General features: G+C 46.8%; 27 protein-coding genes. 21 read left to right on the forward strand and 6 right to left on the reverse strand.

Annotation, left to right across the window (positions count from 1 at the left end):
* Positions 1-25: 25 nt before the first annotated feature.
* The gene (locus tag BM021_RS03340) at positions 26-238 is read right to left on the reverse strand and encodes a DUF433 domain-containing protein (RefSeq protein ID WP_090718998.1); all 213 of its coding nucleotides are present in this window, start codon (positions 236-238) and stop codon (positions 26-28) included.
* A gap of 470 nt (positions 239-708) precedes the next feature.
* On the reverse strand, positions 709-1,650 hold the full coding sequence (locus BM021_RS16460) for a YecA family protein (RefSeq protein ID WP_305728874.1): 942 nt from the start codon (positions 1,648-1,650) through the stop codon (positions 709-711).
* Between the two features lie 102 nt (positions 1,651-1,752).
* On the opposite strand from BM021_RS16460, the gene BM021_RS15135 reads away from it, so the two are divergent.
* From BM021_RS15135 to BM021_RS03385, 8 genes are all read left to right on the forward strand, one after another.
* On the forward strand, positions 1,753-1,944 hold the full coding sequence (locus tag BM021_RS15135) for a hypothetical protein (RefSeq protein ID WP_143074284.1): 192 nt from the start codon (positions 1,753-1,755) through the stop codon (positions 1,942-1,944).
* Between the two features lie 251 nt (positions 1,945-2,195).
* Positions 2,196-2,579 (forward strand): hypothetical protein, encoded by a 384-nt coding sequence (locus BM021_RS03355; protein WP_090718879.1) that lies wholly within the window; start codon positions 2,196-2,198, stop codon positions 2,577-2,579.
* On the forward strand, positions 2,576-3,904 hold the full coding sequence (gene miaB / locus BM021_RS03360; protein ID WP_090718881.1) for a tRNA (N6-isopentenyl adenosine(37)-C2)-methylthiotransferase MiaB: 1,329 nt from the start codon (positions 2,576-2,578) through the stop codon (positions 3,902-3,904). The genes BM021_RS03355 and miaB overlap by 4 nt, the downstream gene beginning before the upstream one ends.
* A gap of 74 nt (positions 3,905-3,978) precedes the next feature.
* Entirely contained in the window at positions 3,979-4,980 is a 1,002-nt protein-coding gene (locus BM021_RS03365) for a PhoH family protein (protein WP_090718883.1), read from the forward strand.
* Positions 4,981-4,992: 12 nt separating this feature from the next.
* Positions 4,993-5,448 (forward strand): rRNA maturation RNase YbeY, encoded by a 456-nt coding sequence (ybeY, locus tag BM021_RS03370; protein ID WP_090718885.1) that lies wholly within the window; start codon positions 4,993-4,995, stop codon positions 5,446-5,448.
* Positions 5,449-5,532: 84 nt separating this feature from the next.
* Complete coding sequence (locus tag BM021_RS03375) at positions 5,533-6,381, forward strand: HlyC/CorC family transporter (protein ID WP_090718887.1); 849 nt, start codon at positions 5,533-5,535, stop codon at positions 6,379-6,381.
* Between the two features lie 44 nt (positions 6,382-6,425).
* Entirely contained in the window at positions 6,426-8,213 is a 1,788-nt protein-coding gene (recJ, locus tag BM021_RS03380; protein WP_090718889.1) for a single-stranded-DNA-specific exonuclease RecJ, read from the forward strand.
* Positions 8,203-9,465 carry an MgtC/SapB family protein gene (locus BM021_RS03385; RefSeq protein WP_090718891.1) on the forward strand — a complete coding sequence of 421 codons (1,263 nt, stop codon included), beginning with the start codon at positions 8,203-8,205 and terminating at the stop codon, positions 9,463-9,465. Before recJ ends, BM021_RS03385 begins: the two co-directional genes overlap by 11 nt.
* A 338-nt stretch (positions 9,466-9,803) precedes the next feature.
* Here the strand turns inward: BM021_RS03385 and BM021_RS03390 are convergent, their stop codons facing one another.
* From BM021_RS03390 to BM021_RS03400, 3 genes are all read right to left on the reverse strand, one after another.
* Positions 9,804-10,508 (reverse strand): MEDS domain-containing protein, encoded by a 705-nt coding sequence (locus BM021_RS03390; RefSeq protein WP_090718893.1) that lies wholly within the window; start codon positions 10,506-10,508, stop codon positions 9,804-9,806.
* Positions 10,509-11,160: 652 nt separating this feature from the next.
* Positions 11,161-12,210 carry a catalase family protein gene (locus BM021_RS03395; RefSeq protein ID WP_090718895.1) on the reverse strand — a complete coding sequence of 350 codons (1,050 nt, stop codon included), beginning with the start codon at positions 12,208-12,210 and terminating at the stop codon, positions 11,161-11,163.
* Positions 12,211-12,279: 69 nt separating this feature from the next.
* Positions 12,280-12,597, reverse strand: a complete 318-nt coding sequence (locus tag BM021_RS03400; protein ID WP_090718897.1) for a BON domain-containing protein — start codon at positions 12,595-12,597, stop codon at positions 12,280-12,282.
* 346 nt (positions 12,598-12,943) lie between these two features.
* Between BM021_RS03400 and BM021_RS15415 the strand changes: the two genes are divergently transcribed.
* From BM021_RS15415 to BM021_RS15420, 3 genes are all read left to right on the forward strand, one after another.
* Positions 12,944-13,099 (forward strand): hypothetical protein, encoded by a 156-nt coding sequence (locus tag BM021_RS15415; RefSeq protein ID WP_177186286.1) that lies wholly within the window; start codon positions 12,944-12,946, stop codon positions 13,097-13,099.
* Positions 13,100-13,404: 305 nt separating this feature from the next.
* The gene (locus BM021_RS15955) at positions 13,405-14,727 is read left to right on the forward strand and encodes a BON domain-containing protein (protein ID WP_256207749.1); all 1,323 of its coding nucleotides are present in this window, start codon (positions 13,405-13,407) and stop codon (positions 14,725-14,727) included.
* Positions 14,728-14,974: 247 nt separating this feature from the next.
* Positions 14,975-15,148: a septal ring lytic transglycosylase RlpA family protein gene (locus BM021_RS15420; RefSeq protein WP_177186287.1), complete on the forward strand. Its 174-nt coding sequence runs from the start codon at positions 14,975-14,977 to the stop codon at positions 15,146-15,148.
* A 252-nt stretch (positions 15,149-15,400) separates the two neighbouring features.
* Here the strand turns inward: BM021_RS15420 and BM021_RS03420 are convergent, their stop codons facing one another.
* The gene (locus BM021_RS03420; RefSeq protein ID WP_090718901.1) at positions 15,401-15,598 is read right to left on the reverse strand and encodes a CsbD family protein; all 198 of its coding nucleotides are present in this window, start codon (positions 15,596-15,598) and stop codon (positions 15,401-15,403) included.
* A 395-nt stretch (positions 15,599-15,993) separates the two neighbouring features.
* Between BM021_RS03420 and BM021_RS03425 the strand changes: the two genes are divergently transcribed.
* From BM021_RS03425 to BM021_RS03470, 10 genes are all read left to right on the forward strand, one after another.
* The gene (locus BM021_RS03425; protein ID WP_090718903.1) at positions 15,994-16,404 is read left to right on the forward strand and encodes a DUF4398 domain-containing protein; all 411 of its coding nucleotides are present in this window, start codon (positions 15,994-15,996) and stop codon (positions 16,402-16,404) included.
* Between the two features lie 19 nt (positions 16,405-16,423).
* Complete coding sequence (locus BM021_RS03430) at positions 16,424-17,197, forward strand: OmpA family protein (protein WP_090718905.1); 774 nt, start codon at positions 16,424-16,426, stop codon at positions 17,195-17,197.
* A gap of 307 nt (positions 17,198-17,504) precedes the next feature.
* Positions 17,505-17,735 carry a hypothetical protein gene (locus BM021_RS03440; RefSeq protein ID WP_090718909.1) on the forward strand — a complete coding sequence of 77 codons (231 nt, stop codon included), beginning with the start codon at positions 17,505-17,507 and terminating at the stop codon, positions 17,733-17,735.
* Positions 17,736-18,204: 469 nt separating this feature from the next.
* Complete coding sequence (locus tag BM021_RS03445; protein WP_090718911.1) at positions 18,205-19,188, forward strand: phytanoyl-CoA dioxygenase family protein; 984 nt, start codon at positions 18,205-18,207, stop codon at positions 19,186-19,188.
* A 203-nt stretch (positions 19,189-19,391) separates the two neighbouring features.
* On the forward strand, positions 19,392-22,172 hold the full coding sequence (locus BM021_RS03450) for a type I restriction endonuclease subunit R (protein WP_090718913.1): 2,781 nt from the start codon (positions 19,392-19,394) through the stop codon (positions 22,170-22,172).
* A complete protein-coding gene (locus BM021_RS03455) occupies positions 22,172-22,531 on the forward strand; it encodes an endonuclease domain-containing protein (RefSeq protein WP_090718915.1) in 360 nt (119 codons plus the stop codon). The genes BM021_RS03450 and BM021_RS03455 overlap by 1 nt, the downstream gene beginning before the upstream one ends.
* Before the next feature lie 132 nt (positions 22,532-22,663).
* Entirely contained in the window at positions 22,664-24,268 is a 1,605-nt protein-coding gene (locus BM021_RS03460) for a restriction endonuclease subunit S (RefSeq protein ID WP_143074285.1), read from the forward strand.
* 122 nt (positions 24,269-24,390) lie between these two features.
* Positions 24,391-25,311, forward strand: coding sequence for a Fic family protein (locus BM021_RS03465; RefSeq protein WP_218147804.1), 921 nt, complete (start codon positions 24,391-24,393; stop codon positions 25,309-25,311).
* A gap of 37 nt (positions 25,312-25,348) precedes the next feature.
* Positions 25,349-25,579, forward strand: coding sequence for a type I restriction-modification system subunit M N-terminal domain-containing protein (locus BM021_RS15960; RefSeq protein ID WP_256207750.1), 231 nt, complete (start codon positions 25,349-25,351; stop codon positions 25,577-25,579).
* On the forward strand, positions 25,576-26,823 hold the full coding sequence (locus BM021_RS03470) for an HsdM family class I SAM-dependent methyltransferase (protein WP_256207751.1): 1,248 nt from the start codon (positions 25,576-25,578) through the stop codon (positions 26,821-26,823). The genes BM021_RS15960 and BM021_RS03470 overlap by 4 nt, the downstream gene beginning before the upstream one ends.
* The last annotated feature ends 12 nt before the right edge of the window (positions 26,824-26,835 follow it).

Below are 26,835 nucleotides of genomic sequence, written 5' to 3' on the forward strand. Positions count from 1 at the left end.
TTGATAAACTCATTATTTGAAAATCTTATTCAATATCACCAACCGCAACAAACGCCAAAGCCGCCAACACATCTTCCTGTGAAATATGCGGATAGTTTTCGATAAACTCTGTTACGCTCCAGCTGGATGCAAGGCAATCCAGTACCAATTCTGCCGAAATACGCGCTCCGGCAATCACCGGCTTCCTCGTCAAAACTTCCGGATTCGTGACAATGCGGCCTTTCCAACAATGATTCATATCTTCCATCTCACTTCCACTTCTATCTGATCCCAAGAATTATTACTTTCTTTCAGCCCTACAATCAAAGCTGACATTTTTTCATCGGATCCATGGGTTATGAGTTGGCTCTTGTCTTCCGGGGAAATGTAGTCGAGTTTGGGCCTTGCCGATCAATCCGGACTGTGCGTTATCGTATGGCTCAGCGGATTCACGCATGACGTGAATCCGTTGAGCAGATTGACAGAGTGAGTTCAGAACTACGCGCCGTGACATAATGCTTCCTTGTAAAAATTGTACCTTTACATTATCTCGGCTCACAGGCTCAAAACCTGAGCCTGCCGATTTAATTTTGGAACTGCTTTCTGGAAGCTTTTGAATCGCTGTCATTTCGAGCGTAGTGAGAAATCTTATTGCCAGTTACCAAAGATTCCTCACTTTGTTCGGAATGACAAATGCAAGTTATTCAGAATGTCCCCGGATTAAATTTCTTACAGGCAGCATTTTTTGTATTTTTTGCCGCTGCCACAGGGGCATGGATCATTGCGGCCAATTTTGGGTTCAAGGCGGATATAGGTATCCGGGTGAAACGGTTCGTAGGCGGTATTTTTATCCAGACTTTGTTGACGCTGACTTGCTTTCGCTGCTTCTTCCTGCCAGCGCATCTGGCGCTCGATAATGGCGTCGGGTTCATAGAATGCCCATGGATTTTTTGTGTATTCATTGCCCTGCATCTTTTCTTCACCTGCATAAGCACGCCGCACATCATCCATGGAAAAATGTTTGATATAGTCATCTTGCCTGTTGGCTAGATCTTCCAATAAGGGAAGGTATTCTGCGCGCGGATGATCCAGTAAGTAATTACCTAATAGCAAACGAAAATCAAAATCTTCATTTTTATCCGAAGCCATACCGGCGAGCCAGGCCAGCCTTCGTTCAAGATCATCTCCGTCTTGTTCGCCGGCTAATTCCATAATCACATTAACTGCGCTGGCGCGAAGGTACCAACCCAGTTTCCTTTCTTCGCAAAGTTTGCATAATTCCCGCCGGATGCTGTCTGGCTTATTGCGATACAGGCCGGGCCAGTCGGGATCGAGCCAATCCTGCAAGTCACGATCTTCTTCCAGCGCCATGCGGCGCATCAGTTCAACGAGCAATAAACCGGCACGCTCACTCGGCATCATTCCCAATATCATCACAGTATGGAAGCGTTGCCAGAACTGGTCGACATCCATCTCATATTGCCACAGGGAATTATCCTGGTGCTGTTGAATGAACAAATCCAGCATGGGTTCGCCGCGCCGGGCACATTCCACAATCACATTCAGCGGAACCCGGTCTTCGTCTTTGATAAGAATGCCGGTTAGCTCCTGCAATGTTTTATTTGCAAGTTCTTCGGTTGTGTAGGCGGGCAGGGTGATCTGTTTGTTCATGTAAACTCCTTATCTATGTGATATCCGAGCTTACCGACTCTTTATCAGTTCCAATCGTTCATGTAATTCGGCGAATATTACAGGATCAACCGGCGGATTGGCATGTGGACTTCTCTTCATGGTAAATTGCGAGCATTTCATATTCTCTTCAGAGGTCGGGCAATTCAGATACGCCATTTTCCTGGGCATCATAGTGATAGCCGTTGCGTTCGCGGTCATAACCAGCGGTGCATTGAGATGCAAGCGCAGCGCATCAATGGTGCGCGTAACTGTGGCACGCGAGCATTCCAGTAATTCTTCAAGATTTCTATGCGATACTGGCAGGCGGCGGGTGCCAAGCTGCGGTGCAGCTTGCAGATTCGCTGGAGATTGTTCATTGATTTATTTGAATAATTTATCAGGTAATGCATTTAGAAAATTACAAAACCGTTGATACTCAATTTCCCTTTAGCGTACCATAAGGCTCTCAAAAACATCAGGTATCGATCGAGATCAAATCTCCAACAAATGCCAATTGCATTTTATCCGCTTGCGATTCAAAAATTATGGAAAAAACGCAGGTAATGCCATGGTTTCTGGTTATTGTATTGACCGTGCTATCGTTTCCTGTCTGCGGCCAGCAGCCCCGGAATTTTCCTCCCGATAGCAAGCTGGGTAACGTGACCGCCGTTTCCTTTCCATTATTCACCATCAATGATCAACAGATGCGAATGGGAGCGGGCGGGCAGATTCGGGGCGTTGATAATATGATTATTTTGCCGAGTATGGCAAACTATGTTGGCCTGGTTCGCTATCAATTAGATATCATGGGCAATTTGCATCGCATCTGGATTCTGACCCTAGACGAAGTTAAAGCGGCAGAAAAAGAGGGTCAGGAAATACCGAAAAAACGTTTTTTATTTTTTAAAAAAGCACTAGTCGATTTGTGAATAATAAGCTTTATATCAAAACCTTTGGTTGCCAGATGAACGAGTACGACTCGGAGAAAATGGCCGATGTCCTGCACGCCGCCTATGGCATGGAATCCACCGATGATCCGGCGCAGGCCGATATCATTTTGTTTAATACCTGCTCGGTGCGCGAGAAAGCGCAGGAAAAAGTATTTCATGATCTCGGCCGTGTCCGACACTTGAAAGAGCGCAATCCCAATTTATTGATTGGCGTTGGTGGCTGTGTGGCCAGTCAGGAAGGCAAAGCCATTGTCAGTCGTGCACCGTTTGTCGATGTGGTGTTTGGACCGCAGACATTGCACCGGCTACCGCAACTCATCGAGACCCGCCGGACCACCGGGCGCTCACAGGTTGACATTTCATTTCCTGAGATCGAGAAATTCGATCATCTTCCGCCCGCCCGCACTGAAGGCGCGACAGCCTTTGTTTCAATTATGGAAGGTTGCAGCAAATATTGCAGTTTTTGCGTGGTGCCGTATACGCGCGGTGAGGAAGTTTCGCGACCACTGGATGATGTGCTGACCGAAATTGCTATTCTGGCTGATCAGGGTGTCAAGGAAATCACGCTGCTGGGGCAGAATGTCAATGCTTACCTGGGTGTGATGGATGATGGCGGAATTGCCGATTTTGCCTTACTGCTTGAGTATCTTCACGAGATACCCGGTATTGAACGTATCCGCTATACCACTTCTCATCCCAAAGAATTCACTACGCGTTTGATTCAAGCCTACAGCCAGTTGCCCAAGCTGGTCAATCACCTGCATCTGCCGGTGCAGTCTGGTTCCGACAGAGTGCTGGCGGCGATGAAGCGCGGTTATAGCGTGCTCGAATACAAATCCATCATCCGCAGGCTGCGCGCAATACGTCCGGATATTTCATTGTCCTCGGATTTCATCATTGGCTTTCCGGGAGAAACCGAGGCTGATTTCGCCGCAACCATGAGATTGATCGAGGAAATGAACTTTGATGATTCCTACAGTTTCATCTACAGCCCGCGCCCCGGCACCCCGGCTGCTGATTTGCCTGATGACACACCGCAGGAAGTCAAACTGGAAAGATTGCAGCGATTGCAGGCACAGATTCATCAACAATCCCGTAAAATCGGCCAGCAGATGGTCGGCTCGATACAACGTGTGCTGCTGGAAGGGGTATCCAAGAAAAATACCGATGAATTTTTCGGTCGCACCGATAATAATCGTGTTGTCAATTTAGCGAGCAATCCCGACTTGATCGGTTGTTTTGTAGATGTGCGCATTACTGAAGCACGATCTCATACCTTGCGTGGTGAGGTACTATCTGAATAAAGTAAGGAATTTTTACTTGCAAAGTATCTCGGCCGCTGAGAGAATCTTATTTATCGTAACAATTCCTCCAAACATTGAAATCTAAACCTATCGAAATTTCTTTCAGTCCCGTCGATAATCAACGATTGGCCAACTTGTGCGGCACACTGGATGAAAACCTGAAACAGGTTGAAATAGCATTGGATGTAGCCATTTCACGTCGCGGCGAACATTTTAGCCTGGCAGGTAAATCTGATCAGACAAAATTGGCAGCGCAGGTGCTGCGCAATTTCTATGACCAGTCGCGGCATCATCTGAGTCTGGAACAGGTGCAACTCGGCTTGATTGAAGCGCTGAACCCACAGAACAGAACCGACTCAACCACTCATCGCGATGAGAAGATCACTGACATCAAACAACCCGCATCGCCCGAGCTGTTGACACGCCGCAGCAATTTATACGGTCGCACCCCGCGTCAAACACAATATCTGCAGCAAATTCAGGAGCATGATATAACGTTTGCGATCGGCCCAGCCGGTACGGGAAAAACCTATCTCGCGGTGGCAAGCGCAGTAGACGCGCTGGAACGTGATCTGGTATCACGCCTGATCCTGGTTCGTCCGGCGGTTGAAGCGGGTGAACGTCTGGGTTTTCTGCCAGGCGACCTGACCCAGAAAGTGGATCCTTATTTACGTCCACTGTATGACGCACTGTATGATTTGATGGGATTTGACAAAACGAGCAAGCAATTTGAACGTAATACGATTGAGATTGCTCCCTTGGCATTTATGCGTGGGCGCACGTTGAATCAGTCATTCATCATTCTGGATGAAGCGCAAAACACCACACCGGAGCAGATGAAAATGTTCTTGACGCGCATCGGCCTGGGCTCAAAAGCGGTGATTACCGGTGATGTGACGCAGATTGATTTGCCCAAGCAGCAGAAGAGCGGACTGATAGAAGCCCAGGAAGTGCTGAAAAATATCCGCGGTCTTGCGTTTACTCATTTTCAATCGGGAGATGTGGTAAGGCATCCTTTGGTGCAGCGGATTGTCAATGCTTATGAAAAACATGACAAACGTAGGCAGGAGTCCTGACAGCATCGCTGCATGGGAAAATCATTCAAACTAGCCGTGCAATATGCGACAAGCGGCACAGAAATTCCCACGCGGCCGCAGTTTCGCCGCTGGGTGAAAGCGGCGCTGCTGCAGAATGCTGAGATTGTGCTACGAATTGTGGATGAAGCTGAAGGACGCGAACTCAATCAGCAATTTCGCAATAAAGACTATGCGACGAACGTATTGACCTTTGTTTATGACGACATGCAACCGCTGACGGGCGACATTGTGTTATGTGCGCCGATTGTAAGCCAGGAAGCGCAGCAGCAGCATAAAAAATTGCTGGCGCATTATGCACATCTGACTGTTCATGGTGTTTTGCATTTGCAGGGATATGATCATATCGAAAATGCTGAAGCCGCGGTGATGGAGCAAATAGAAACCCAGATACTGGCCCGGCTTGGCTATGAGGATCCGTATACTGAACATGAAACATCTTCATCCTGATTATCTTGCTGATGACTTTTGATTGATTACCACAACCGGATTTTTAACTCTTTTTCTTTTAGACTATTGAACTATCTATATAAAATGGATGACCCATCACCTAAGAGCGGCTGGTTGGAGCGATTAAGCACCTTGCTGATCCCCAAACCGGAAGACCGCGACCAACTCATCACCCTGTTACACTCCGCTTTTAAGCGCAATTTACTCGATTCGGATGCGCTGAGCATGATCGAAGGCGTCATGCAAGTTTCTGAAATTCAGGCACGTGATATCATGGTGCCGCGTTCGCAAATGGACGTTGTCGACATCAGCCAAAAACCTGAAAAATTCATTCCTTTTGTCATTGAAGCTGCACATTCCCGCTTTCCGGTCATCGAAGGTAGCGAAGACGATATTATCGGTATTCTGCTGGCGAAAGACTTGTTGCGTTACTACGCCGATCCAGAAGAATTCAATATTCGCGACATGTTGCGACCCGCCGTATTCATCCCGGAATCCAAGCGCCTAAATGTGTTGCTGAAAGATTTCCGTAGCAATCGTAACCATATGGCTATTGTCGTCAATGAATATGGCGGTGTGGCAGGGCTGGTAACGATTGAAGATGTGCTGGAACAAATCGTCGGAGAGATCGAGGATGAGTACGATTTTGATGAAGAAGAAGACAATATTGTGATGGAATCTGACGGAAGCTACCGGGTCAAGGCAATTACCGAAATTGACAGCTTCAACGAAGTGCTCGGTGCAAACTTTAGCAGTGATGACTGTGACACGGTGGGCGGGCTGGTATTGAACAAATTTAATCGTCTACCGAGCCGTAGTGAATCAGTCGTCATCGATCACTTTAAATTTACCGTACAGCGCGCTGATAGTCGCCGCTTGCATATGCTCAAGGTTGAAAAAATTACGGTAGCGCCAGAAGCGGTTGCAGACTAAAATAGTCCGCTGCTACCCAGAATCAACCATCTATCATCCGGCACATGCCCAAAATTACCACTCGTCCGTATGATGCAGAGATTTTCCAAGCCCTTAGTGAGTGTGGGTTACCGCCGGTGCTCGCCCGTATTTATGCTGCGCGGGGTATAGAAAATACGAGTCAACTCGAAACAGAATTGGTGAACCTGATCCCGTTTGAGCGATTCAAAAATATCACCTTAATGGCCACCTTGCTGGCAGACGCCATCGCGGCAAGGAAACGTCTGCTGATTGTGGCGGATTATGATTCTGATGGCGCAACTGCGTGCGCTGTCGGCATCCGCATTTTGCGGAAATTAGGTGCCATGGTTGATTATCTGGTGCCTAATCGCTTTGAGTTCGGTTATGGATTGACGCCGGAAATTGTCCACTTAGCATTTGCCACCAAACAACCTGACATTCTGATTACCGTCGATAACGGCATTGCCAGCGTTGATGGCGTGGCTGAAGCCAATCGGTTGGGTATGCAGGTATTCATTACGGATCATCATTTGCCAGGTGATACCTTACCTTCGGCAGTCGCCATTATTAATCCCAATCAACCTGGTTGCCCTTTTCCCAGTAAAAGTATTGCAGGTGTGGGGGTTATTTTTTACCTGATGCTGGCACTACGCGCTGAATTACGTCAGCGCGGCGCCTTTACAGCCGTAGATCCGGAGCCCAATCTTGCCAATTTTCTTGATCTGGTGGCGCTGGGAACCGTCGCTGATGTGGTCAAACTCGATAGCAACAACCGCATTCTGGTGCAGCAAGGCTTGCAGCGCATCCGTAAAGCGCGCTGCTGTGCAGGCATTCACGCATTACTGCAAGTGGCGCGGCGCGATTATCAGCAAGTTTCCACATACGAATTAGGTTTTATCCTGGGGCCGCGACTGAATGCAGCCGGACGTCTGGACGATATGTCATTGGGGATTGAATGCCTGATTACCGACGATGAGGCGTATGCAGCAGAAATTGCCAGGCAATTGGACGAATTGAACCGGCAGCGCCGGGAAATCGAATCCACCATGCAGGAAAGCGCATTAATCAAGCTGGAAGATGCGCTGCAAAGCCAGCAACCGAGAATCCAGGCAACTTATAGCATCTGCCTGTTTGATCAGGATTGGCATCAAGGCGTCATTGGCATTCTTGCTTCGCGCATCAAGGATAAATATCATCGTCCGGTGATCATCTTTGCAGCCGGCAATACTGATGAATTAAAAGGCTCCGGTCGATCAATCCATGGCTTTCATCTGCGCGATGCGCTGGATCTGATTGCCAAACGTTATCCTGGATTAATACTTAAATTTGGCGGCCATTCCGCCGCCGCTGGGCTGACCATCCAAGCCTGTCATTTTGAGCAATTCTGCGAAGCTTTTGAGGAAGCGGCACAAACCCTGCTGACACCGGCTGATTTGACGCGCGTGATTGAAACCGATGGTGATCTGGATATTTCTGAAATGAATATCGCACTGGCGGAATGCCTCGACCGGCAGGTATGGGGACAAGGTTTTCCTCAACCTGCATTCACGGCGCGGTTTTATGTCGAAAGTCAGCGTATCGTGGGTGAGAAGCACTTAAAATTAAAATTAAGAAAACTGGATTTCAGTAATCAAGCTGAGATGCTGCCAATACCGCGAAAATCCGACGATTGTTACGAGGGTATGTTGTTTTTTCATAATGACCCGTTGCCCGACTGGATTGATGCGGTTTATCGGCTGCAGGCTAATGAATATAATGGTAAAACAACTTTGCAATTGTTGCTTGAGCATTGGTTTCAGGCTGATGATCAGGTAATTGACGATGCCTGGTGAATTCATGCTAAACGGAGAGTTGGCTGCTTTGCCCTATTTCTTGACCAGCCTTGCAATCGGCTTACTCATAGGGCTGGAACGCGAACGCAGTCCGGGTTCGAGGGCAGGGTTGAGAACATTTGCATTGGTTGCGCTATTTGGCACGCTGACCGCCATGCTAGCAGAAGAAACTACGCCTTGGCTGTTGCTAGGCGGTCTGTTCATAGTCGGCTTGATGATGATCGCTGCGTATGTCCGCGTCAAAACCGAGAGCGCGGAGCCGGGCACTACCACCATAGCGGCTATCCTTGTATGCTATGGTTTAGGTGCGGCGGTCTGGTATGGCAGTGATACACTGGCAATCATGCTGGCAATTATTACGACAGTATTGTTGTATTTCAAGGCAGAATTGCACGGCATCACTGAAAAGCTAAGCCGGCGGGACTTAATTTCCGTGCTGCAGTTTGCCGTGCTGACATTTATTGTTCTACCGATATTACCCGATAAGAATTTTGGACCTTATGAGGCGATCAATCCTTACCAGATCTGGTTAATGGTGGTATTGATCTCGGGTGTCAGTCTAGCGGGTTATGTGGCGTTACACCTCATCGGTCAGCAACACGGCGCAGTATTGGGTTTATTCGGCGGCCTGGTTTCTAGCACTGCCACAACACTGGTATACGCGCGCCGCAGCACTGAAAACCAGAGCTTTACGCAACTAGCGGTGGTAGTCATCCTGACTGCCAATCTGACCGTACTGATTCGCCTGGCCATTGTCAGTGCAGTGGTTTCCCCTTCCATATTGCCACAATTGTTGCCGGTTTTAGGCAGCGGCTTTGTGCTTGGGGCGGTGGTTACGGCTTATTGGTGGCATCAACTGAATCAGCAAAATGGATTAGCTGTGCCTGAGATTAAAAATCCAACTGAAATCGGTGCAGCCGCCGCTTTTGGCTTGATTTATGGCATTGTTTTGTTCTTTTCCGCGTGGCTATCTGATATCGCCGGAAATAAAGGATTATATGCCGTTGCGCTGCTATCAGGTCTGACCGATGTCGATGCCATTACGCTGTCGAGTCTGCGTTTATATGAGCTGGATAAATTACAAGCAACCGAAACAGTCATCGCGATTTCGCTTGGAATACTCTCCAATATGGGTTTCAAGTTCGGTCTTCTATACTTCATTGGTAGCACTTTGCTGGCCAAACAGTGCATTTCAGGTATGTTTGCAACCGCTGGCGGCATTGGTTTGGCGCTGCTGTTTTTTATCGGGTAATGAGGATCAAGATGACTTGCCGCTAATTCCTGAGGGTGAGGCGATTTTTCCTATTGCTCAGCTTGAAGCTGATGAAGGTTGATACCAGGTTGAAGCATTCAACGCTAGCGTTATCCGGAATAAAAAGATACAGGATGTTTAAGGTAAAACAAAACAGCAGGAAAATAATCGCAAGCTGGAATAATCAATTATCATCGCGGCCGAATAAACTTAAAGGCAGGTGAATTAAAAACTACAGCTTGCGAGCCTATCAAATAATAAAGAAAGAATTTTTTCGTTTGATCAATATTAATCAATTGCTTAATTGCTTAATCTCCTTAAAGACAAAATTCTTCCTTTTAGCTTAGAAGCGGGACTCGGCGGGGTGTCATCTTTGTTGAATTCTTCTGAGACTCCGCTAATTTGTTTACCACACGACTCCAAGCTGACTCGAAGGCATCCAGTAAAACCTCACCTACTAGGGTTCCCGATGAAACAAGATCCTCTACCGGTGTCAGGTGCGAGTGGAATTTACAGATACGCTCCAAAACTTCCTCATAAGCATGAGGTTGAAGATCATCGAGAGAGTAAATACAAAGATGCGAATATTCCTGTCTCTCAGCTAAATTTTTCCCCACCTCTACAAGCAGCTTAGCTGCATCGTATTGCCCTTGTTTCAGAAGGATATTCATCATTTCTCCAACGACGCGAACTTTGCCATATTTTAATTGCAGGCTATGAATAGGGTCTCCGATAACTTCCTGGAAAGCCTGTTCTTTAAGTTCTCCATCAATCACGAAGCTGAATAGCAGAAATTTAGCATCAAAAAATCTGAGCTGACCTCGGTTTTTTAAAGTTTGAGCATCTAAGCCCAGCATTTCCATGTTGGAAATGACATTTTTTCTTAGCGCCATGTCGGCGATAATTATAACTCCTTCACCATTCAATACACCTTCTTGAATGTAGCGTGCAATTGCTTCAGCCCGAAGCGTCTCACTCTGACAAATTTGAACAAAATGATTGCCAGCAGTGCTAACTAATTGCCATGTTCGATTTGCTTCCATACATCCTCCAAAATTGAAATTTGTTTACGAGATTGATTAGCGCTATAAACCAATACTCATAAGTAATTTAAAATTATATGAATGAATAAATAACTACTTTCTAAGTGAGCCAATTACATTTTTTCGAACCCGTTCTGTTTCAAGTTTCATAGCTTATAGTCAGCACCATAAAAATATGACTCATTCGACTCATTCATTCTATATAGAATCTTGGCTTAGATAAGTTTAACCACGACCTGGCAGATCTTCGGGTGACAAAGTGAAAGGAGTCAGTGAAGTGCGGATAAATATAAGTGGTTATACCTGAGCGAATATAGGTAAGCTCAAGTTAAAAGATGTTTTCATATCGCAGAGGAACACGTTGAACAGGTTAATCAATTAATGTAAAAAATATTTGTATAAAATAATCAGTGAATTATTACGTAAAATAACAGAAATAATAGATTAAAAATGTATAATCCAATTAAAAAATTTCGTAATAATATCATGAAATTTGAATGAGATCCACTAATTCCGATCCGGTCGCATAAATCCTTTTGAGAAAAACAGTATTGCTGAGTTTGGTATGAGTCTTTTATTTATTAAATAGACAGGAAGTATATGAAAGCGATGGATATTCCATTCGTGCATGTCTTTGCATACCCCTCCCGTATCAGAAACTTGCTGGCTCATTGCGTTCTATGCCGTTTAGCTCATGACGTACACGAGAAGATGTTTCGTAAACTGCTTTCCGCACGCGATTGATTCCTCCCAAGGGCTGATGATCAGGCGCCGCATGCCAAGGCGTGAAGGTAAGATCTTCGCAGAACTTCAGTTGCTCTGGCGTGTTGAATGCTTGGGATGGAATAATGATTTTTGCCACGGAAATAAAAGGCGAGTCTTTTTCGTTCCATTCAACAGTAGGGTCTTCGATAGGCATTTCTAACGAATGTTTACGCAGCTGAACCATGAAATTAAAGCATGCATCCTCATGATCAAGGTGTTTTTGCATATTTTCACGCAGGAAATTAGGAGATTGAGCGCCTCGAGACAAGGAATAAGTAATCTTATCGCAGGGGCGGGCGGAAAATTTTATGGCGGTATCACCGAAGCGATAAGGGGTCGCGCTCCAATATTGCGTATGTAATGGATTATTAATCTTTTTGTTCTGGATCATGGTGACGATTTTAAGCTCATGTAAACGGAAATTCCGTGGATCTAAATCCGGGAAAAAGAATTGAATGAGACTATCTTCAGCAAGAGCCTTCTGAAATTCAACATAGTCTGCTGCATTTCGCACGAAAAATACGGGATGATTGAACATGACGAAATCTTGTGTACCAGATGGACTATGTTCGATGTCCATGAGCTTAATGGCCATTCCACGGCCATCGCCTACCGAATCATCTTGTATTTTTTCGGATCCGTTAGAATAACGGATCCAGACAGGGTACTCGCGTGCTTGTGCGAAAATTCCAACGCGCATTTCGTCCGGCAGTGGGAGTACATGAAATTGTGCTTTCACGCAACCATGCGTCTTGGCATGAGCATTTCTGTGGGCAAAACCCTGTTTCGCATCAGAGCGAATGCTTTCTTCTACGAGCTGCGAGATTTGCTGAATTGCAAGCGCCTCATTCTCAAGTACCAGTTCGTCACTAAAGGCGCAAGTCGGGATGAGCGGTACTGGTACTAAAGCCAAGCTCAAAAGAAGTCCTTTTAACATTTCAATATACTTCCGGAATATTCATATAAGTATTTTTATGCTAAAAGGCCTTCCATGTTGCATCCTGTGCTATTTGATGAGCTGCAGGCTATTTTTAACCGATTTTACACCAGCAACACCGCGTGCTAATTCAGCCGCTCTGTCGATACTGGCGGTATCGCTTACGAAACCACTTAACTGAACTACGCCTTTGAAGGTCTCAACGTTGATTTCAGTCGATTTCAACGTTGGATCATTAAAAATGGCCGCTTTAACCTTGGTAGTAATCACAGCATCATCAAAATATTCTCCGGTTCCTTCTCGTTTTTCAGTTGATCCGCATCCCATAGCTGTCAATAATGCCAAGGTCAAGAAAGATGCAAAGAATAACTTAACAAAGTATTTCATGATTTAATCTCCTGTTAATTTCTTATTTCAATGCTCAATACCGATATCATAATATCGAAAAAACCTTGAATATTTCAGCGCAGCATGAACCATCAACAATCACCCTAATCGCTTATCTCTAAAATAGAAGTTAGTGCTGCATATTCACCATTTGGCGACACGTTTCAGCGCAATCTCTACATGCTTGAACACATTCATCCATATCTCCAATCCGCTCGCAATCGATTGCACATGCTTCACAGATCTCGGCGCAGATTCCACAAAGAGAAGAAGAATGGTGAGAACTACTGAGCATAAAGTTGGCTGAAGTCTGGCATATTTCGGCACAATTCATTAGCAGGCGAAAATGGGCTGCTTCAACATGTTTTCCGCCAGTTTCAAGACAATGGTTCATCCCGGTCTGCAAGCAGATCTGGTGACACCGAGTGCAGGCAGCTATGCAATTCTGCATATCTTGGCTCGCGTGCGAAGATGTGTGGTGCATGATATTCTCCTAAGGTAATGAATAATCGAATAAAGAAAGATAACTAATCCAATCCTTATTTCCAATCCTTATTTCATTCAGACTTAAAAAATGCTAACCACCTTATTATTGAAATCAAACACAGTCTGTTCGGTAACAAACATACAAGCAGAAAATTTAACGCTAGAAAGAAACGATTACACGAATAAAAACATTTTAGCTAGAGAAATCAATTAGAAAATTGCGTTCGATATCGAACAGACGATGAGCCATTCACTACCTAAGATTTACTAAGTTTTGTAGCGTTATCGATTACTTAAGATTAGTTACTTGAAGGAAGACACATGAAAACAATAAAGAAAATAAAGAACCCAGATAGTTCAGTAAAAGGAATTCTTTTGATGGCTGGCTTAGGCATTATTGTCGGCTTAATGGGTTGCCAGCAAGAAAGATCGGCTGAAAAAACAGAGCAAACTGAGGATCGCTCGGTTGAAAATGCTGGAAAGAAGATTGAGCAGTTAGCAGAACAAGCAGGCCAAAAAATTGACAAGGCAGGAGAGTCAATAAGTCAATATATTGATGACTCAGCCATTACGGCCAAAGTGAAGACGGCGATTATCGATGATCCCTTGCTCAAAGCGTCTGAAATTAAAGTCACGACGGAGAATGGCATAGTTCGGCTGAGCGGTGTACTGGATTCTCAGGAAAAGATCGATAGAGCGCTGGAAGTTGCACAGAATCAGGAAAATGTGAAATCTGTTCAAAACGATCTAACTTTGGATGTGCCTGTGCAGCCCGAATCAGAACAAGCAAGTCAAAAACTTGACAAGACAGGAGAGTCAATAGGTCAATACATTGATGATTCAGTCATTACAGCCAAAGTGAAGGCGGCGATTATTGATGACCCCTTGCTTAAAGTATTTGAAATTAAAGTCTCGACGGAGAATGGCATGGTTCGGCTGAGCGGTGTACTGGATTCTCAGGAAAAGATCGATAGAGCGTTAGAAGTTGCGAAGAATCAGGAAAATGTTAAATCTGTTCAAAACGATCTAACGTTGGATGTGCCTGTACAGCCCGAATCAGAACAAGCAAGTCAGAAACCTGATGAGGCGGGCGAATCTATCGGTCAATACATTGATGACTCAGTCATTACAGCCAACGTAAAAGCGGCGATTATTGATGACCCCTTGCTTAAAGCGTCTGAAATTAAAGTCACGACAGAGAATGGCATGGTTCGGCTGAGCGGTGTATTGGATTCTCAGGAAAAGATCAATAGGGCGCTAGAAGTTGCACAGAATCAAGAAAATGTCAAATCTGTTCAAAACGGTCTGGCTCTAGGTGTGCCTGGACAGTCTGCAGCAGATTTAGCAAGTCAAAAGCTTGATGAGGCAAAGGAATCGATGAGCGCTAAAATGGCAGATGCTGATCAGTACATTGACGACTCAGCCATTACCGCCAAAGTGAAGGCGGCGATTATCGATGACCCCTTGCTTAAAGCGTCTGAAATTAAAGTCACGACAGAGAATGGTATGGTTCGGCTGAGCGGTGTACTGGATTCTCAGGAAAAGATCAACAGAGCGTTAGAAGTTGCGAAGAATCAGGAAAATGTCAAATCTGTTCATAATGATCTGACCTTGGATGCGACTGAGCAGTCTCAGTCCGAATGAGGATCGTAAAATGCGGCGAATTTTCTCGGAATCTTACCCAGTGTTGTGGAACCATAAGCATGAGCGGCTGTGTTACGTTAAGAGAGGGGATATTTTATATTTTTTCTATAACCAGCTGCCGTTTCGGGTTGTACTTCAGAACGCACCGAGCAGAATAAAGTATCCCAACCACAGACTCAACTAAAACCCAACAAGAGGACAGCGATATTGCCGCTCAACCAGTTCACACGGAAACCGGAGAAGCTTCTTGGTATGGGCAGGATTCCCAGGTAAAAAAACGATCAGCAATAAAACAACTTATGATAAAACCGAGATGACAGCTGCTCATGCGAATTTACCCTTGGGAACTACAGCTGAGGTAATCAACCTGAGTAATGAGAAAAAAGTTGAGGTCAAGGTCAAGATTAACGATTTATGTTGAAGACCGCCGTGTCATTGATGTTTCTCATGCTGCCAGCTAAATAGCTGGATATGGTTGAGGAAGGTACTACTCCTGTTAAGATTGAAGCTGAGCCTGCTGAGAAGGAAAGCTCTACCGACATATCAATCAGTAAAGCAAGATAATAAGGAGTAAAAAGATAATAAGGAGTAAAAGAGAAAGAGATTATTTGTATAAAAGTTACTCCGATTATAGGATTTAACTCAAAATCCTATAATCGGCTTATTTTAATTCCTACATTCTTTTGCAGAAGTCATCGATTTGTTTATCAGCTTCGTCTTTGGTGATTCCATATCTTTCCTGGATTCTGCCAGCTAATTCCTCGCGTTTGCCTTCTATCATATCGAAATCATCATCGGTTAATTTAGCCCATTGCTGCTGTGCTTTACCTTTGAGCTGTGTCCAGTTACCTTTAATTTGATCCCAATTCATAATTAATTCTCCTTAATTAGTTTATTAATTAAGTGATAGTAATGTTCAACACAGTTTCACATCATCTTCACTTACCTGTAACCATAAAGGTGAAAACAAAGCTCAGTCTGTACGATAGCTAACCAAAACATCACACCAAATTTTTAACTGTCGTAAAGAAGATCTCTATGTTTATTTTGTTGGGATAGCGGTCAGCATGGCATCGGTGTGTGCAATCGGTCTGACTGTGATCAAGCTTTGCTGTGACGCTTCGCAGTATGTATGTGTGCTAGCGAACTGTTCTTTGCACGTTATCGATCTAAATTACGGATGAAATTTATTCAATTGAATGGCTTAAATTTCGCTAGCTCACAGAAGATACTTCAACCCTTGCAGCAATTTCGAGGTTTAATTCAATGGATACAAAAATAATGAAGAATGCTTACTCTATAAAAAAACCGCATCAACTGATGCGTATCATTGGTGTACTCATGATTTGCCCTTTGCTTTTGGCTGCCTGCAAAAGCATTCCGGCGCCAAATGATCAGATAGCTGCTTCCAAAACGGCGGTAAATGATGCCCTCAGTGCTGGCGGGAATGAATTTGCACCGCTACCGCTTAAGTCAGCGATAGAAAAAATGGAAGCTGCCGAGCGCGCGATGGGAAAAGAGGATTATGAACTTGCCAAGCGACTTGCCGAGCAGGCCCAGATTGATGCGCAATTAGCTGGAGCCATGGCACGGTCAGCTAAAGCGCAGAAAGCAGCAGAGGCATTGCAGGAATCCAGCCGCGTGCTGCGCCAAGAAATAGATCGTCAAGCCCCATAAATCTTTACTGGAGTCTACCATGCAAAAATGGCATTTTTCTAGAATTCTGATTGCTGCTGCTCTTATTTCGGGTTGTGCAACACCGCAACATCCATCGCTTACAGAAGCGCATAGAAATTACAACAATGCGCTCATGAACCCACAAGTAACCGAAATGGCAGCACTTGAATTAGAAGAAGCAAATAAATTTCTGAATAGAGCGGATCTTGCCTTAAAGAAAGGAAAGGATGCCAAGGTGGATCACTTGGCTTATATGGCAAACCAGCAAGTTGCTATCGCCCAGGAAACTGCCAAGGCAAAAGTAGCGGAATCAAAAGTAGCGAATGCAAATGCAGAGCGTGATCGGGTGTTGCTGGAAGCCAGAACGGCTGAGGCTGATGAAGCCAGAAGACAATTAGAGGAGCTGAAGGCCAAGAAAACGGAACGCGGTTTAGTGATTACGCTGAGCGATATATTGTTCCGTACCAATATGGCTCAACTCGAGACCGGTGGGATGCGTACTGTGCAAAAGCTGGCTGATTTTCTCAAACAATATCCTCAACGTACCGTACTGATTGAAGGCCACACGGATAGTACCGGCAGTCACAATTACAACCAGGAGCTCTCTGACCGACGTGCCTATGCCGTGCAAAGGGCGCTTATCAATAATGGAGTCAGCAGTGACCGTATTACTTCGCGAGGCTATGGTGAAACTTTTCCAGTCGCTAGCAATGATACTTTCGAAGGACGTCAACTGAATCGGCGTGTAGAAGTCATTTTGTCTGAGGATGGCGGCAGCGTTATCCCGCGTTAAGAAGCAATCCTTAAGGAAGAAAGACGGCGGCGCGGAACAAGAATTAGAATTGGATATATAGTTGCCCATCCGCATCTAATTTTACCTTCAACAGTTGGGGTTTTCTCATTAACGAGAGAGGTAAGCTGTTTTTAAGGATGTCAGCGTGTTGCTGAGCTCGGCACACAGCCGATATGAGCGTCATAAGGAAAATCTGCCGAAGGAAATTAGCTGCTGGAAGAATGTACTTTTGTAGTTTGGGGTGTGCAAAAGAAGACAAGCTTATTTATTCAACCTCTAACTAACTACCTGCCTCATGTATTTTCTTATGGATTGGGTGAATTTAATTCAATGGCCTGCAATGATTGCCTCTATAGCGGCGGCATGGTATGTCGCAGCAGAAAGAAAAGATAATCGTAATTGGGGTTTCTGGTTATTTTTGCTCAGCAATCTGTTATGGCTTATCTGGTCCATTCCCCATTCTGCTTGGGCACTTGCAGCATTGCAACTCATTTTAGCTGGAATGAATATTCGAGGTGTCCTAAAGAGTGCAACGTAACATAGATAAATTGCTTATTAATTGCGGTACTGCGATGAGAAAAATGCTTATTACAAGAAATCTTATTATTCAATGAATTAAATATTCATTCGAATCTGGATTGTTTGCCATATATTTTAGGCCTAACTTTATAAAACAGAGGGTTCAGCATTTTTGCTGAGCCCTTCTTTGTGTATGAAGGTTAGGATCATTGGACTACAGAGCATGTGCCAAGAAAAATTCTATACATTTTATTGAATCCAGCATTTTGTTATATAAATTTCCGCATTTACAGTGAGTTAAACGCATGAGAAGCTGGTTATTCTTCTCTTGCAATTCTGCTGCGTGGGGAACTGATCGCGCTGCAATTAAACCCATCTTTCCGTAACTCATGCTTCAAATTTTAAGGATATAATCTTCATGGCTTAACTCGATTCATAGCTTAAACACGACCGATCAACTGTAGAATTTTTCACCCGATGAGGACGATATGAACTCAGTTTTACAGATTTCGCCAGATGAAAGCAGCATAGATATTGAAGCTTTGCCGGTCACGCGCACCGAAGTTGAGCAAGGAGCACTTTCCGATGAGAATATTCAACTGGGTGCTCTCTTATTAAACTGTAGAGGCTACGTCATTCTCCGGCAGATACTTTCTCCAAGCTTAAACGCCGCCCTGCATGACTCAATGGATGAACTGGTCAAAGACTGCATAGAAACCTGGGGTGACCAAACTCCCCAGCTGGGTCAAGGTCAGAAAATTCTGAAATCCCATCAATTTGGAGTCTTGTTCTGGGAGCGTGGCTCGCGTTTGAAAATGTTTCCGAGGCTGGTGGGACCTTTTGCCGATCCCGCTATCCTCGCGAATTCACTTGTCCTTCCGATTTTGCGGGCAGCGTTCGGCTCTTCTTTTTATTGCAAATCAGTCGCAAGTGATGTTTGCATGAAAGGGGCAATGCTTCAGGCCCCTCATCGTGATTTGGTCCATTATTCAAGTGGACCGTCAGGTTATATTGTAAATATCGCTACGGTTCACTCCCACCGGGATAACGGTCCTTTAGAAATCTGGCCGGGCGGGAGCCAATTCTGGCACAAGGGCATTTTTCTAAACATGGGACTGAATGTACGCGTGCAGGACGCAAGAAACCCACCTGTCGACAAGCTGGCCAGCTTCATCGACTCTAAGTACGTCGAGCTCTGGCCAGGCGATGTGCTGATAAGAGACCCTGGCATGTGGCACCGGGGCACGCCAAATAACTCCGGTGTGCCGAGGCCGATGCTCACCATTGGTTATTATAAGAGAGGGTTCAGTTGCCACTATGGAGATCCAGGCTATAACGCCAGCCCAAAAGAGATGCGCAAGCTGGCTCCTTCGATTCAATCGCTTTTCCGCTATAGTTATGACTGGAGGGATCCGCTTTTTTGGAAATTACAGATCGAGCGGATGCAGAAGCGTCGCAAAGGAACTGTATGACCAAAGCGCGATGCCCGAGCCTGGCAATGCAGAAAAAGATTGATCTATAAGCTAACTTCTTTATTTCTTACACACTCAACTATATTAACAACCCGTGAAGTTACTGCACCGTAAGAATTTCATGGGTCTTTTGACGTTTTAGAGCGAATCAGCTATTTTGCATCATTTTTGTCACCCGGCGCATAACGCAAAGTAGCTAAGTAATGGTTGAGAACCAGAATCCCGAACAAAGAGCGCGCGATCATATCGATGCACTACTCAAGGAGGCAGGTTGGGTGGTTCAGTCGGGTAGAAAAATCGATCTTAATGATGGTATCGGTCAGGCAGTGCGCGAATATCAAACCGATCTCGGCCCAGCCGACTATGTCCTGTTCGTGAATAAAAAAGCGGTGGGCGTGATCGAGGCCAAGCGTGAGGAAGAAGGACAACGATTGACCTCCCATGAAGCGCAAACCGAAGGCTATGCTTCGGCGCGGTTGAAATGGATCAACCATACGATGCGATTGCCATTTTTGTATGAGAGCACCGGCATCGTTACGCGCTTTACCGATAGCCGCGATCCCAAGCCACGTTCGCGTGAAGTGTTCAACTTTCATCGCCCGGAAACGCTCAAGGATTGGATAACGCAAGATGCCAGCTTGCGCCAGCGCCTGCAACAAATACCACCGCTTAATCCCGATCAATTGCCAGCCAGTGCATTATGCTTGCGCGATTGCCAGGAAGCCGCCATTGCCAGGCTGGAAGATTCATTCCGGGCAGGCCGTCCGCGCGCGTTGATTCAGATGGCGACTGGCGCAGGCAAGACTTACACCGCCATCACCGCCATGTACCGGCTGCTCAAATATGCAGATGCCCAGCGTATTTTGTTTCTGGTCGATACCCGCAATCTTGGCGAGCAAGCCGAACAGGAAATGATGTCGTATTTGCCGCTCGACGATAATCGCAAATTTACCGAGATTTACGCCACGCAACGCTTGAAGTCTTCGTATATTCCAGGTAACAGCGTGGTTTGCATCAGCACCATCCAGCGGCTGTATTCCATCCTCAAAGGCGTCGATCTGGATGAAGCCGTGGAAGCGATCAATCCGGCGGAACTGGCACAACCCAAAGCGCCACTTCCAGTGGTTTACAATGACAAGGTGCCGCCGGAATTTTTCGATTTCATTTTTATCGATGAATGCCACCGCTCGATTTACAACCTGTGGCAGCAAGTGTTGGATTATTTCGATGCCAGCCTGATCGGCCTCACCGCAACACCGGACAACCGCACCTACGGTTTTTTCAACAAAAATGTCGTCAGCGAGTACAGCCATGAAAAAGCCGTGGCGGATGGCGTCAACGTCGGCAACGAAATCTATGTGATCGACACGCAGATCACTCAGCAAGGTGCGCAAATCAGCTCGCAACAATCAGTGGAAAAACGCGAAAAGCTGACGCGCAAGAAACGCTGGGAAATGCAGGACGAAGACGAAACCTATTCCGCCAGCCAGCTGGATCGCAGCGTTGTCAATCCGGACCAGATCCGCACCGTGATTCGTGCATTTTGTGACAAATGGCCGGAAATATTCCCCAGCCGCCGCGAAGTACCGAAAACGCTGATTTTCGCCAAGACCGACAGCCATGCCGACGACATCATCCAGACCGTGCGCGAGGAATTTGCCGAAGGCAACGCCTTTTGCAAGAAACTGACCTATAAGATCGACGAAGACCCCAAGTCGGTACTGGCGCAGTTTCGCAACGATTACTATCCACGCATCGCTGTCACGGTAGACATGATCGCCACTGGCACCGACGTGAAGCCGCTGGAATGCCTGCTGTTCATGCGCGACGTGAAAAGCCGCAATTACTTCGAGCAAATGAAAGGCCGCGGCACGCGCACGCTGGATCTGGACGATTTGAAAAAAGTCACGCCTTCCGCGGTCAGCGCCAAAACGCACTATGTCATTGTCGATGCCATCGGCGTCACCCGGTCGCTAAAAACCGCCAGTCAACCGTTGATCACCAAACCTAGCGTACCGCTGAAAGATCTGGCGATGCGCGTAATGATGGGTGCTGCCGATGAAGATACCGTCAGTTCGCTCGCTGGACGTCTGGCGCGGCTCAATAAACAACTCGACTCCGACGATCAACGCCGCATTCGCACAGCCGCAGGCATCGAACTCACGCAACTGGTAGGCCGTCTGTTTGCCGCCATCGACGCCGACAACATCGAAGTCCGAGCGCTGCAACTCGCCAAACAGCCCACCGGCACCGATCCCGGCAATGCCAAGCGCGAACAGGCGCAGCAGCAGCTGATCGGTGAAGCTGCCCGCGTCTTGAACGGCGAACTGATCGAATTGATCGACAGCATCCGTCGCGACAAGGAACAAATCATCGATCACGACAACCTCGATATGCTGATCCGCGCCGAATGGGACAAAGACGCCGCCAGCAATGCGCAAGCGTTGACCGATGAATTCGCCGACTACCTGCGAGCGCATCAGGACCAGATCACCGCCCTGACGATTTTCTTTAGCCAGCCGTACCGCAGGCGCGAACTGAGCTTTGAGCTGATCCGTCAAGTGCTGGACAAACTGAAAGCTGACCAACCGAAACTGGCCCCATTGCGCGTCTGGCAAGCCTACCGGCAACTCGACGATTACCAAGGCGCACAACCCATCAACGAACTCACCGCACTGGTCGCGCTGATCCGCCGCGTGTGCGGCTTGGATATCCGGTTATCCACCTTCGACGATACTGTGCGGCGCAACTTCCAGAGCTGGATCATGCAACACCACGCCGGCAGCGGCGAAAAATTCAACGAAGAACAAATGCGCTGGCTGCACATGATCCGCGACCATGTCGCCAACTCGTTCCATATCGAACGCGACGACCTGGAAATGGCGCCGTTTGATGCGCAAGGTGGATTGGGGAGAATGTATCAATTGTTTGGTGCAAGGATGGATGGGTTATTGGACGAATTGAATGAAGCTTTGGTCAGGTAATGGAACCCTATTACAAAACGCTTAAACAGCCATCGCGCCTGCTCAGGAGCAACATGACCGACGCCGAAAATGCGCTGTGGAACCGCCTCCGCCGGAAGCAAATACAAGGCGTGCAATTCTACCGCCAAAAACCGCTGCTCGCATTCATTGTGGATTTTTATTGCCCCGTTGCAAAACTGGTGATCGAACTCGATGGCAGCCAGCATTTTGAGGCCAAACATCGAGCCAGGGATCAAGCGCGCGCTGAAGCCCTGGCGAATCTCGGCCTGAAAATATTGCGGTTCGACAACCGACAAGTGCTGCTGGAGATCGAGGCCGTGCTGGGAGTGATTGATGAAATGGTGAGGGAAAGAAAATGATAATCCCCCTGCCCCCTTTTTCTAAGGGGGATGGATGCGGTGCTGGTTAGCTTCCCCCTTTGTAAAAGGGGGATTGAGGGGGATTTGCCGTGACAATGCGCTGCACAATTTGGATGAAGTGAGTATGACGTGATGGATGAAATGAATTTACCTCAAGGCTGGGTCTGTTTGACTTTAGAAGATGTGGCTGATATTTATGATAATTTGCGTGAGCCAGTAAATTCAACAGAACGTGCTAAACGACGCGGCCCATATCCATACTATGGGGCTACGGGGCAAGTTGGGTGGATTAACGACTATCGTCAGGAAGGTGAATTTGTACTTCTTGGTGAAGATGGTGCACCATTCTTTGATTGGGTAAAAGATAAAGCCTATTTAGTATCAGGGAAGTGCTGGGTCAATAATCATGCCCACGTGCTGAAAGGAAAAGAAGGCGTTTGCTCAAATCGTTACCTGCTTTACGCACTTAATCAAACTGATTATCGTGGTTATGCCAATGGTACAACGCGGCTAAAACTTACTCAGTCTGCGATGCGTCGGATACCCATTAATCTGGCCCCTACGAAGGAACAACACCGCATCGTCACAAAAATCGAAGAACTGTTTTCCGAGCTGGATAAGGGCATCGAAAGCCTGAAAACCGCCCAGGCGCAGCTCAAAGTGTATCGCCAGGTGCTGTTGAAGCATGCTTTCGAAGGCAAGCTCACTGTGCAGTGGCGCAAAGAAAATAAAGATAAGCTCGAACCTACGGAAACTCTGCTCAAGCGCATCGAACAAGAGCGCGAACAGCGCTACCACCAACAACTGACCGAGTGGAACAAATCCCCCTCAATCCCCCTTTTACAAAGGGGGAAGCTAACCAGCACCGCATCCATCCCCCCCTTAGAAAAAGGGGAGCGAGGGGGGATTCCAAAACCCAAGCTCCCAAAAACCCTGCCGCCGCTCACCGCCGAAGAACTGGCGGAATTGCCTGAATTGCCAGAGGGATGGGCTTATTTAAGGGTAGGAACGTTAATTGAAGAACCAGTCTATGGAACCGCAAAGAAATGCGATTACGAACCTAACGGTTTGGGGGTTCTGAGAATTCCAAACATTGTATTGGGAAAAATTGATGCAACTGATTTAAAGTACGCTAAGTTCGATGATGAGGAAATTTCTGCATACAAGCTTAAAGCGGGCGATATTCTCACCATTCGTTCTAATGGTAGCGTTTCTTTAGTAGGGCGATGTGCTCTTATTTACAGTAAAGATACCGATTATCTATATGCTGGCTATTTGATAAGACTTCGACCTTTGCATCATATTGTTAATTCTGTTTATTTACTTAACATTTTTTCATCTCACTTGGTTAGGAAACAAATTGAGCAGAAAGCAAAGTCGACTAGTGGTGTGAATAACATCAATTCAGGTGAGCTTCAGTCTTTAATAGTATCCATTTGCAACATAAACGAGCAGAATCAAATTTTAAAAGTATCCATTTGCAACATAAACGAGCAGAATCAAATTCGAGCAGAAATTGAATTATACCTATCCGAAACCGATCAACTCGACCAAACCATCACTACCGCCTTGCAACAAGCCGAAACCCTACGCCAAGCGATCCTGAAAAAAGCCTTTTCCGGCCAATTGGTGCCGCAAGACCCGAACGACGAGCCTGCTTCCGAATTGCTGGCGCGCATCGCCGCAGAAAAAGCCATTCGCGACAACAAACCAAAAACCACAAGGACGCGAACATGAATACTATTCGTCTTTTCGCCTCACAAAATATTTTGATTTCTGCCAGCACCTCCTGGTATCTGGCCGACCTTGGTGAGTTTCGCGGCCAGCAGTTACTTTATACGCAGCAGTCTCCGCAACGGTTGAAAACGTTACGCGAACATGCGCTGATCGAAAGCGCGGTGTCTTCCAACCGTATCGAGGGTGTATCGGTTGATCCGGCGCGGGTGCGCGAGGTGCTGGTTGCACCGAAACCGTTGTTTCGCGATCGCGACGAAGAAGAGGTGCGAGGGTATCGCGATGCCCTGAAGCTCATTCACGAAGGCGCTGTCCGCATCCCCGTGAGCGAGGCGACCATCCGCCGTTTGCATCAGTTAGCGCGCGGCCAGATCTGGGATGCTGGGCAATACAAGGAGAAAGACGGCGACATCATTGAGCGCTATGCCGATGGGCGTAAACGAGTGCGGTTTCGCCCGGTTTCTGCGGTAGGTACGCCTACTGCGATGGCAGAGTTGACTGCCGACTGGCAGCGTTGTATGGATGAGCGCTGGATTCACCCACTGATTGCGCTGGCGGCGTTCAATCTGGATTTTCTGTGTATTCATCCTTTCCGCGATGGCAATGGGCGTGTGTCGCGGCTGGTTCTTTTGCTTCAGTGCTACCAATCGGGTTATGAGGTGGGTCGCTACATCAGCCTGGAGCGATTGATCGAAGAAAACAATGAACGCTATTACGAGACGCTGGAGCAAAGCTCACAGGGATGGCATGAAGGTAAACACGATCCTTGGCCTTTCATCAATTATGTGCTGTCTATCCTCAAGATGGCTTATCGCGAATTTGCCGAGAGAGTCGGTGAAATCAAAGCACCGCGCGGGTCAAAGACCGATCTGGTGTTGGCAGCTATTAATCGCTTTGAAGGAGAATTTACGGTTGCTCAGGTGGAACAGGCTTGTCCCGGTGTAAGTAGGGACATGGTGCGCCGTGTTTTGCGCGAGCTGCGAAATGCAAACGGCATCGAATGCCATGGCCGAGGGCCTGCGGCAAGGTGGAAAAAGAAAGGGTAATTACCCTTTAGTAAGGGTAATAAAGAGGGTAATAAAGATGAACACAACCATATCCATTGTTTCCAAAGTCTGGAGTTTCTGCACCACGCTGCGCGATGACGGCGTGGGTTATGGCGATTACCTGGAGCAGTTGACGTATTTGATTTTTCTCAAAATGGCGGATGAATACAGCCAGCCGCCATACAACCGCAAGGTGGGCATTCCGGCGGAATATAATGGCAAAGCCTCAGAACTAAGCGCGGCGCGGAATTGGAAGTGCATTACGTGACGCTGTTGATGGAGCTGGGCAAGCTGCCGGGTATGCTGGGGCAGATTTTCACCAAGGCGCAGAACAAGATTCAAGATCCGGCCAAGCTGTACCGGCTGATCGACATGGTGAACGAAACGCAGTGGGTGACCATGGGTGCGGATGTCAAGGGCGATATTTACGAGGGGCTGCTGGAGCGCAATGCGGAAGATACCAAGTCCGGCGCGGGACAATACTTTACACCGCGCGCCTTGATCAAGGCGATGGTGGCGTGCATCCGGCCGGAGCCTAGCAAGACCATTGCCGATCCAGCGTGCGGTACCGGCGGCTTCTTTTTGGGAGCGTACGATTTTCTGGTAGCCGAGCATGCGATGGATAAGATGCAAAAAGCGTTTCTCAAGCGCAATACATTTTATGGTAACGAGATTGTCGCCAATACGCGCCGTCTCGCATTGATGAATATGTTTTTGCACAATATCGGCGAAATTGATGGCGACAGTATGATTTCCTCCACTGATTCGTTGGTGGCCGATTCCGGTAGGCGATTTGATTATGTACTGGCGAATCCGCCATTTGGCAAGAAAAGCACGATGAGCTTCACGAACGAGGAAGGCGGGCAGGAAAAAGACGAGCTAACCTACAACCGCCAGGATTTCTGGGCGACCACATCGAACAAGCAGCTCAATTTCGTGCAGCATATCCGCACCATGCTGAAAACCACCGGCAAAGCCGCCGTGGTGGTGCCGGATAATGTACTGTTCGAAGGTGGCGCGGGTGAAACCGTACGAAAGAAACTGCTTGAAACCACCAATCTGCATACGATTTTGCGACTGCCTACCGGTATTTTTTATGCTCACGGCGTGAAAGCGAATGTGCTGTTTTTCGATAACCGAGAAGCTAATAAAGAGCCGTGGACTAAAGAAGTATGGTATTACGATTACCGCACCAACATCCACCATACGCTCAAAAAGAAACCGTTGCGCTTTGACGATTTGCAGGGTTTTATTACCTGCTACAATCCGCAGAACCGCCATCAGCGCCAGGAAACCTGGAACGAACAAAACCCGGAAGGCCGCTGGCGTAAATACAACTTTGATCAAATCATGGCGCGTGATAAAACCAGCCTGGATATTTTCTGGATCAAGGATAAAAGCTTGTCCGATCTGGACAGCTTGCCGGAACCGGATGAGCTAGTGAGTGAAATTATCGAGAATTTGGAAGCTGGATTGAATAGTTTCAGAGATATTGCTATGAAGTTGGAATAATAGACTGGATAG

Origin of the sequence: Nitrosomonas sp. Nm166, assembly GCF_900112825.1 — a bacterium.
Taxonomy (GTDB): domain Bacteria; phylum Pseudomonadota; class Gammaproteobacteria; order Burkholderiales; family Nitrosomonadaceae; genus Nitrosomonas.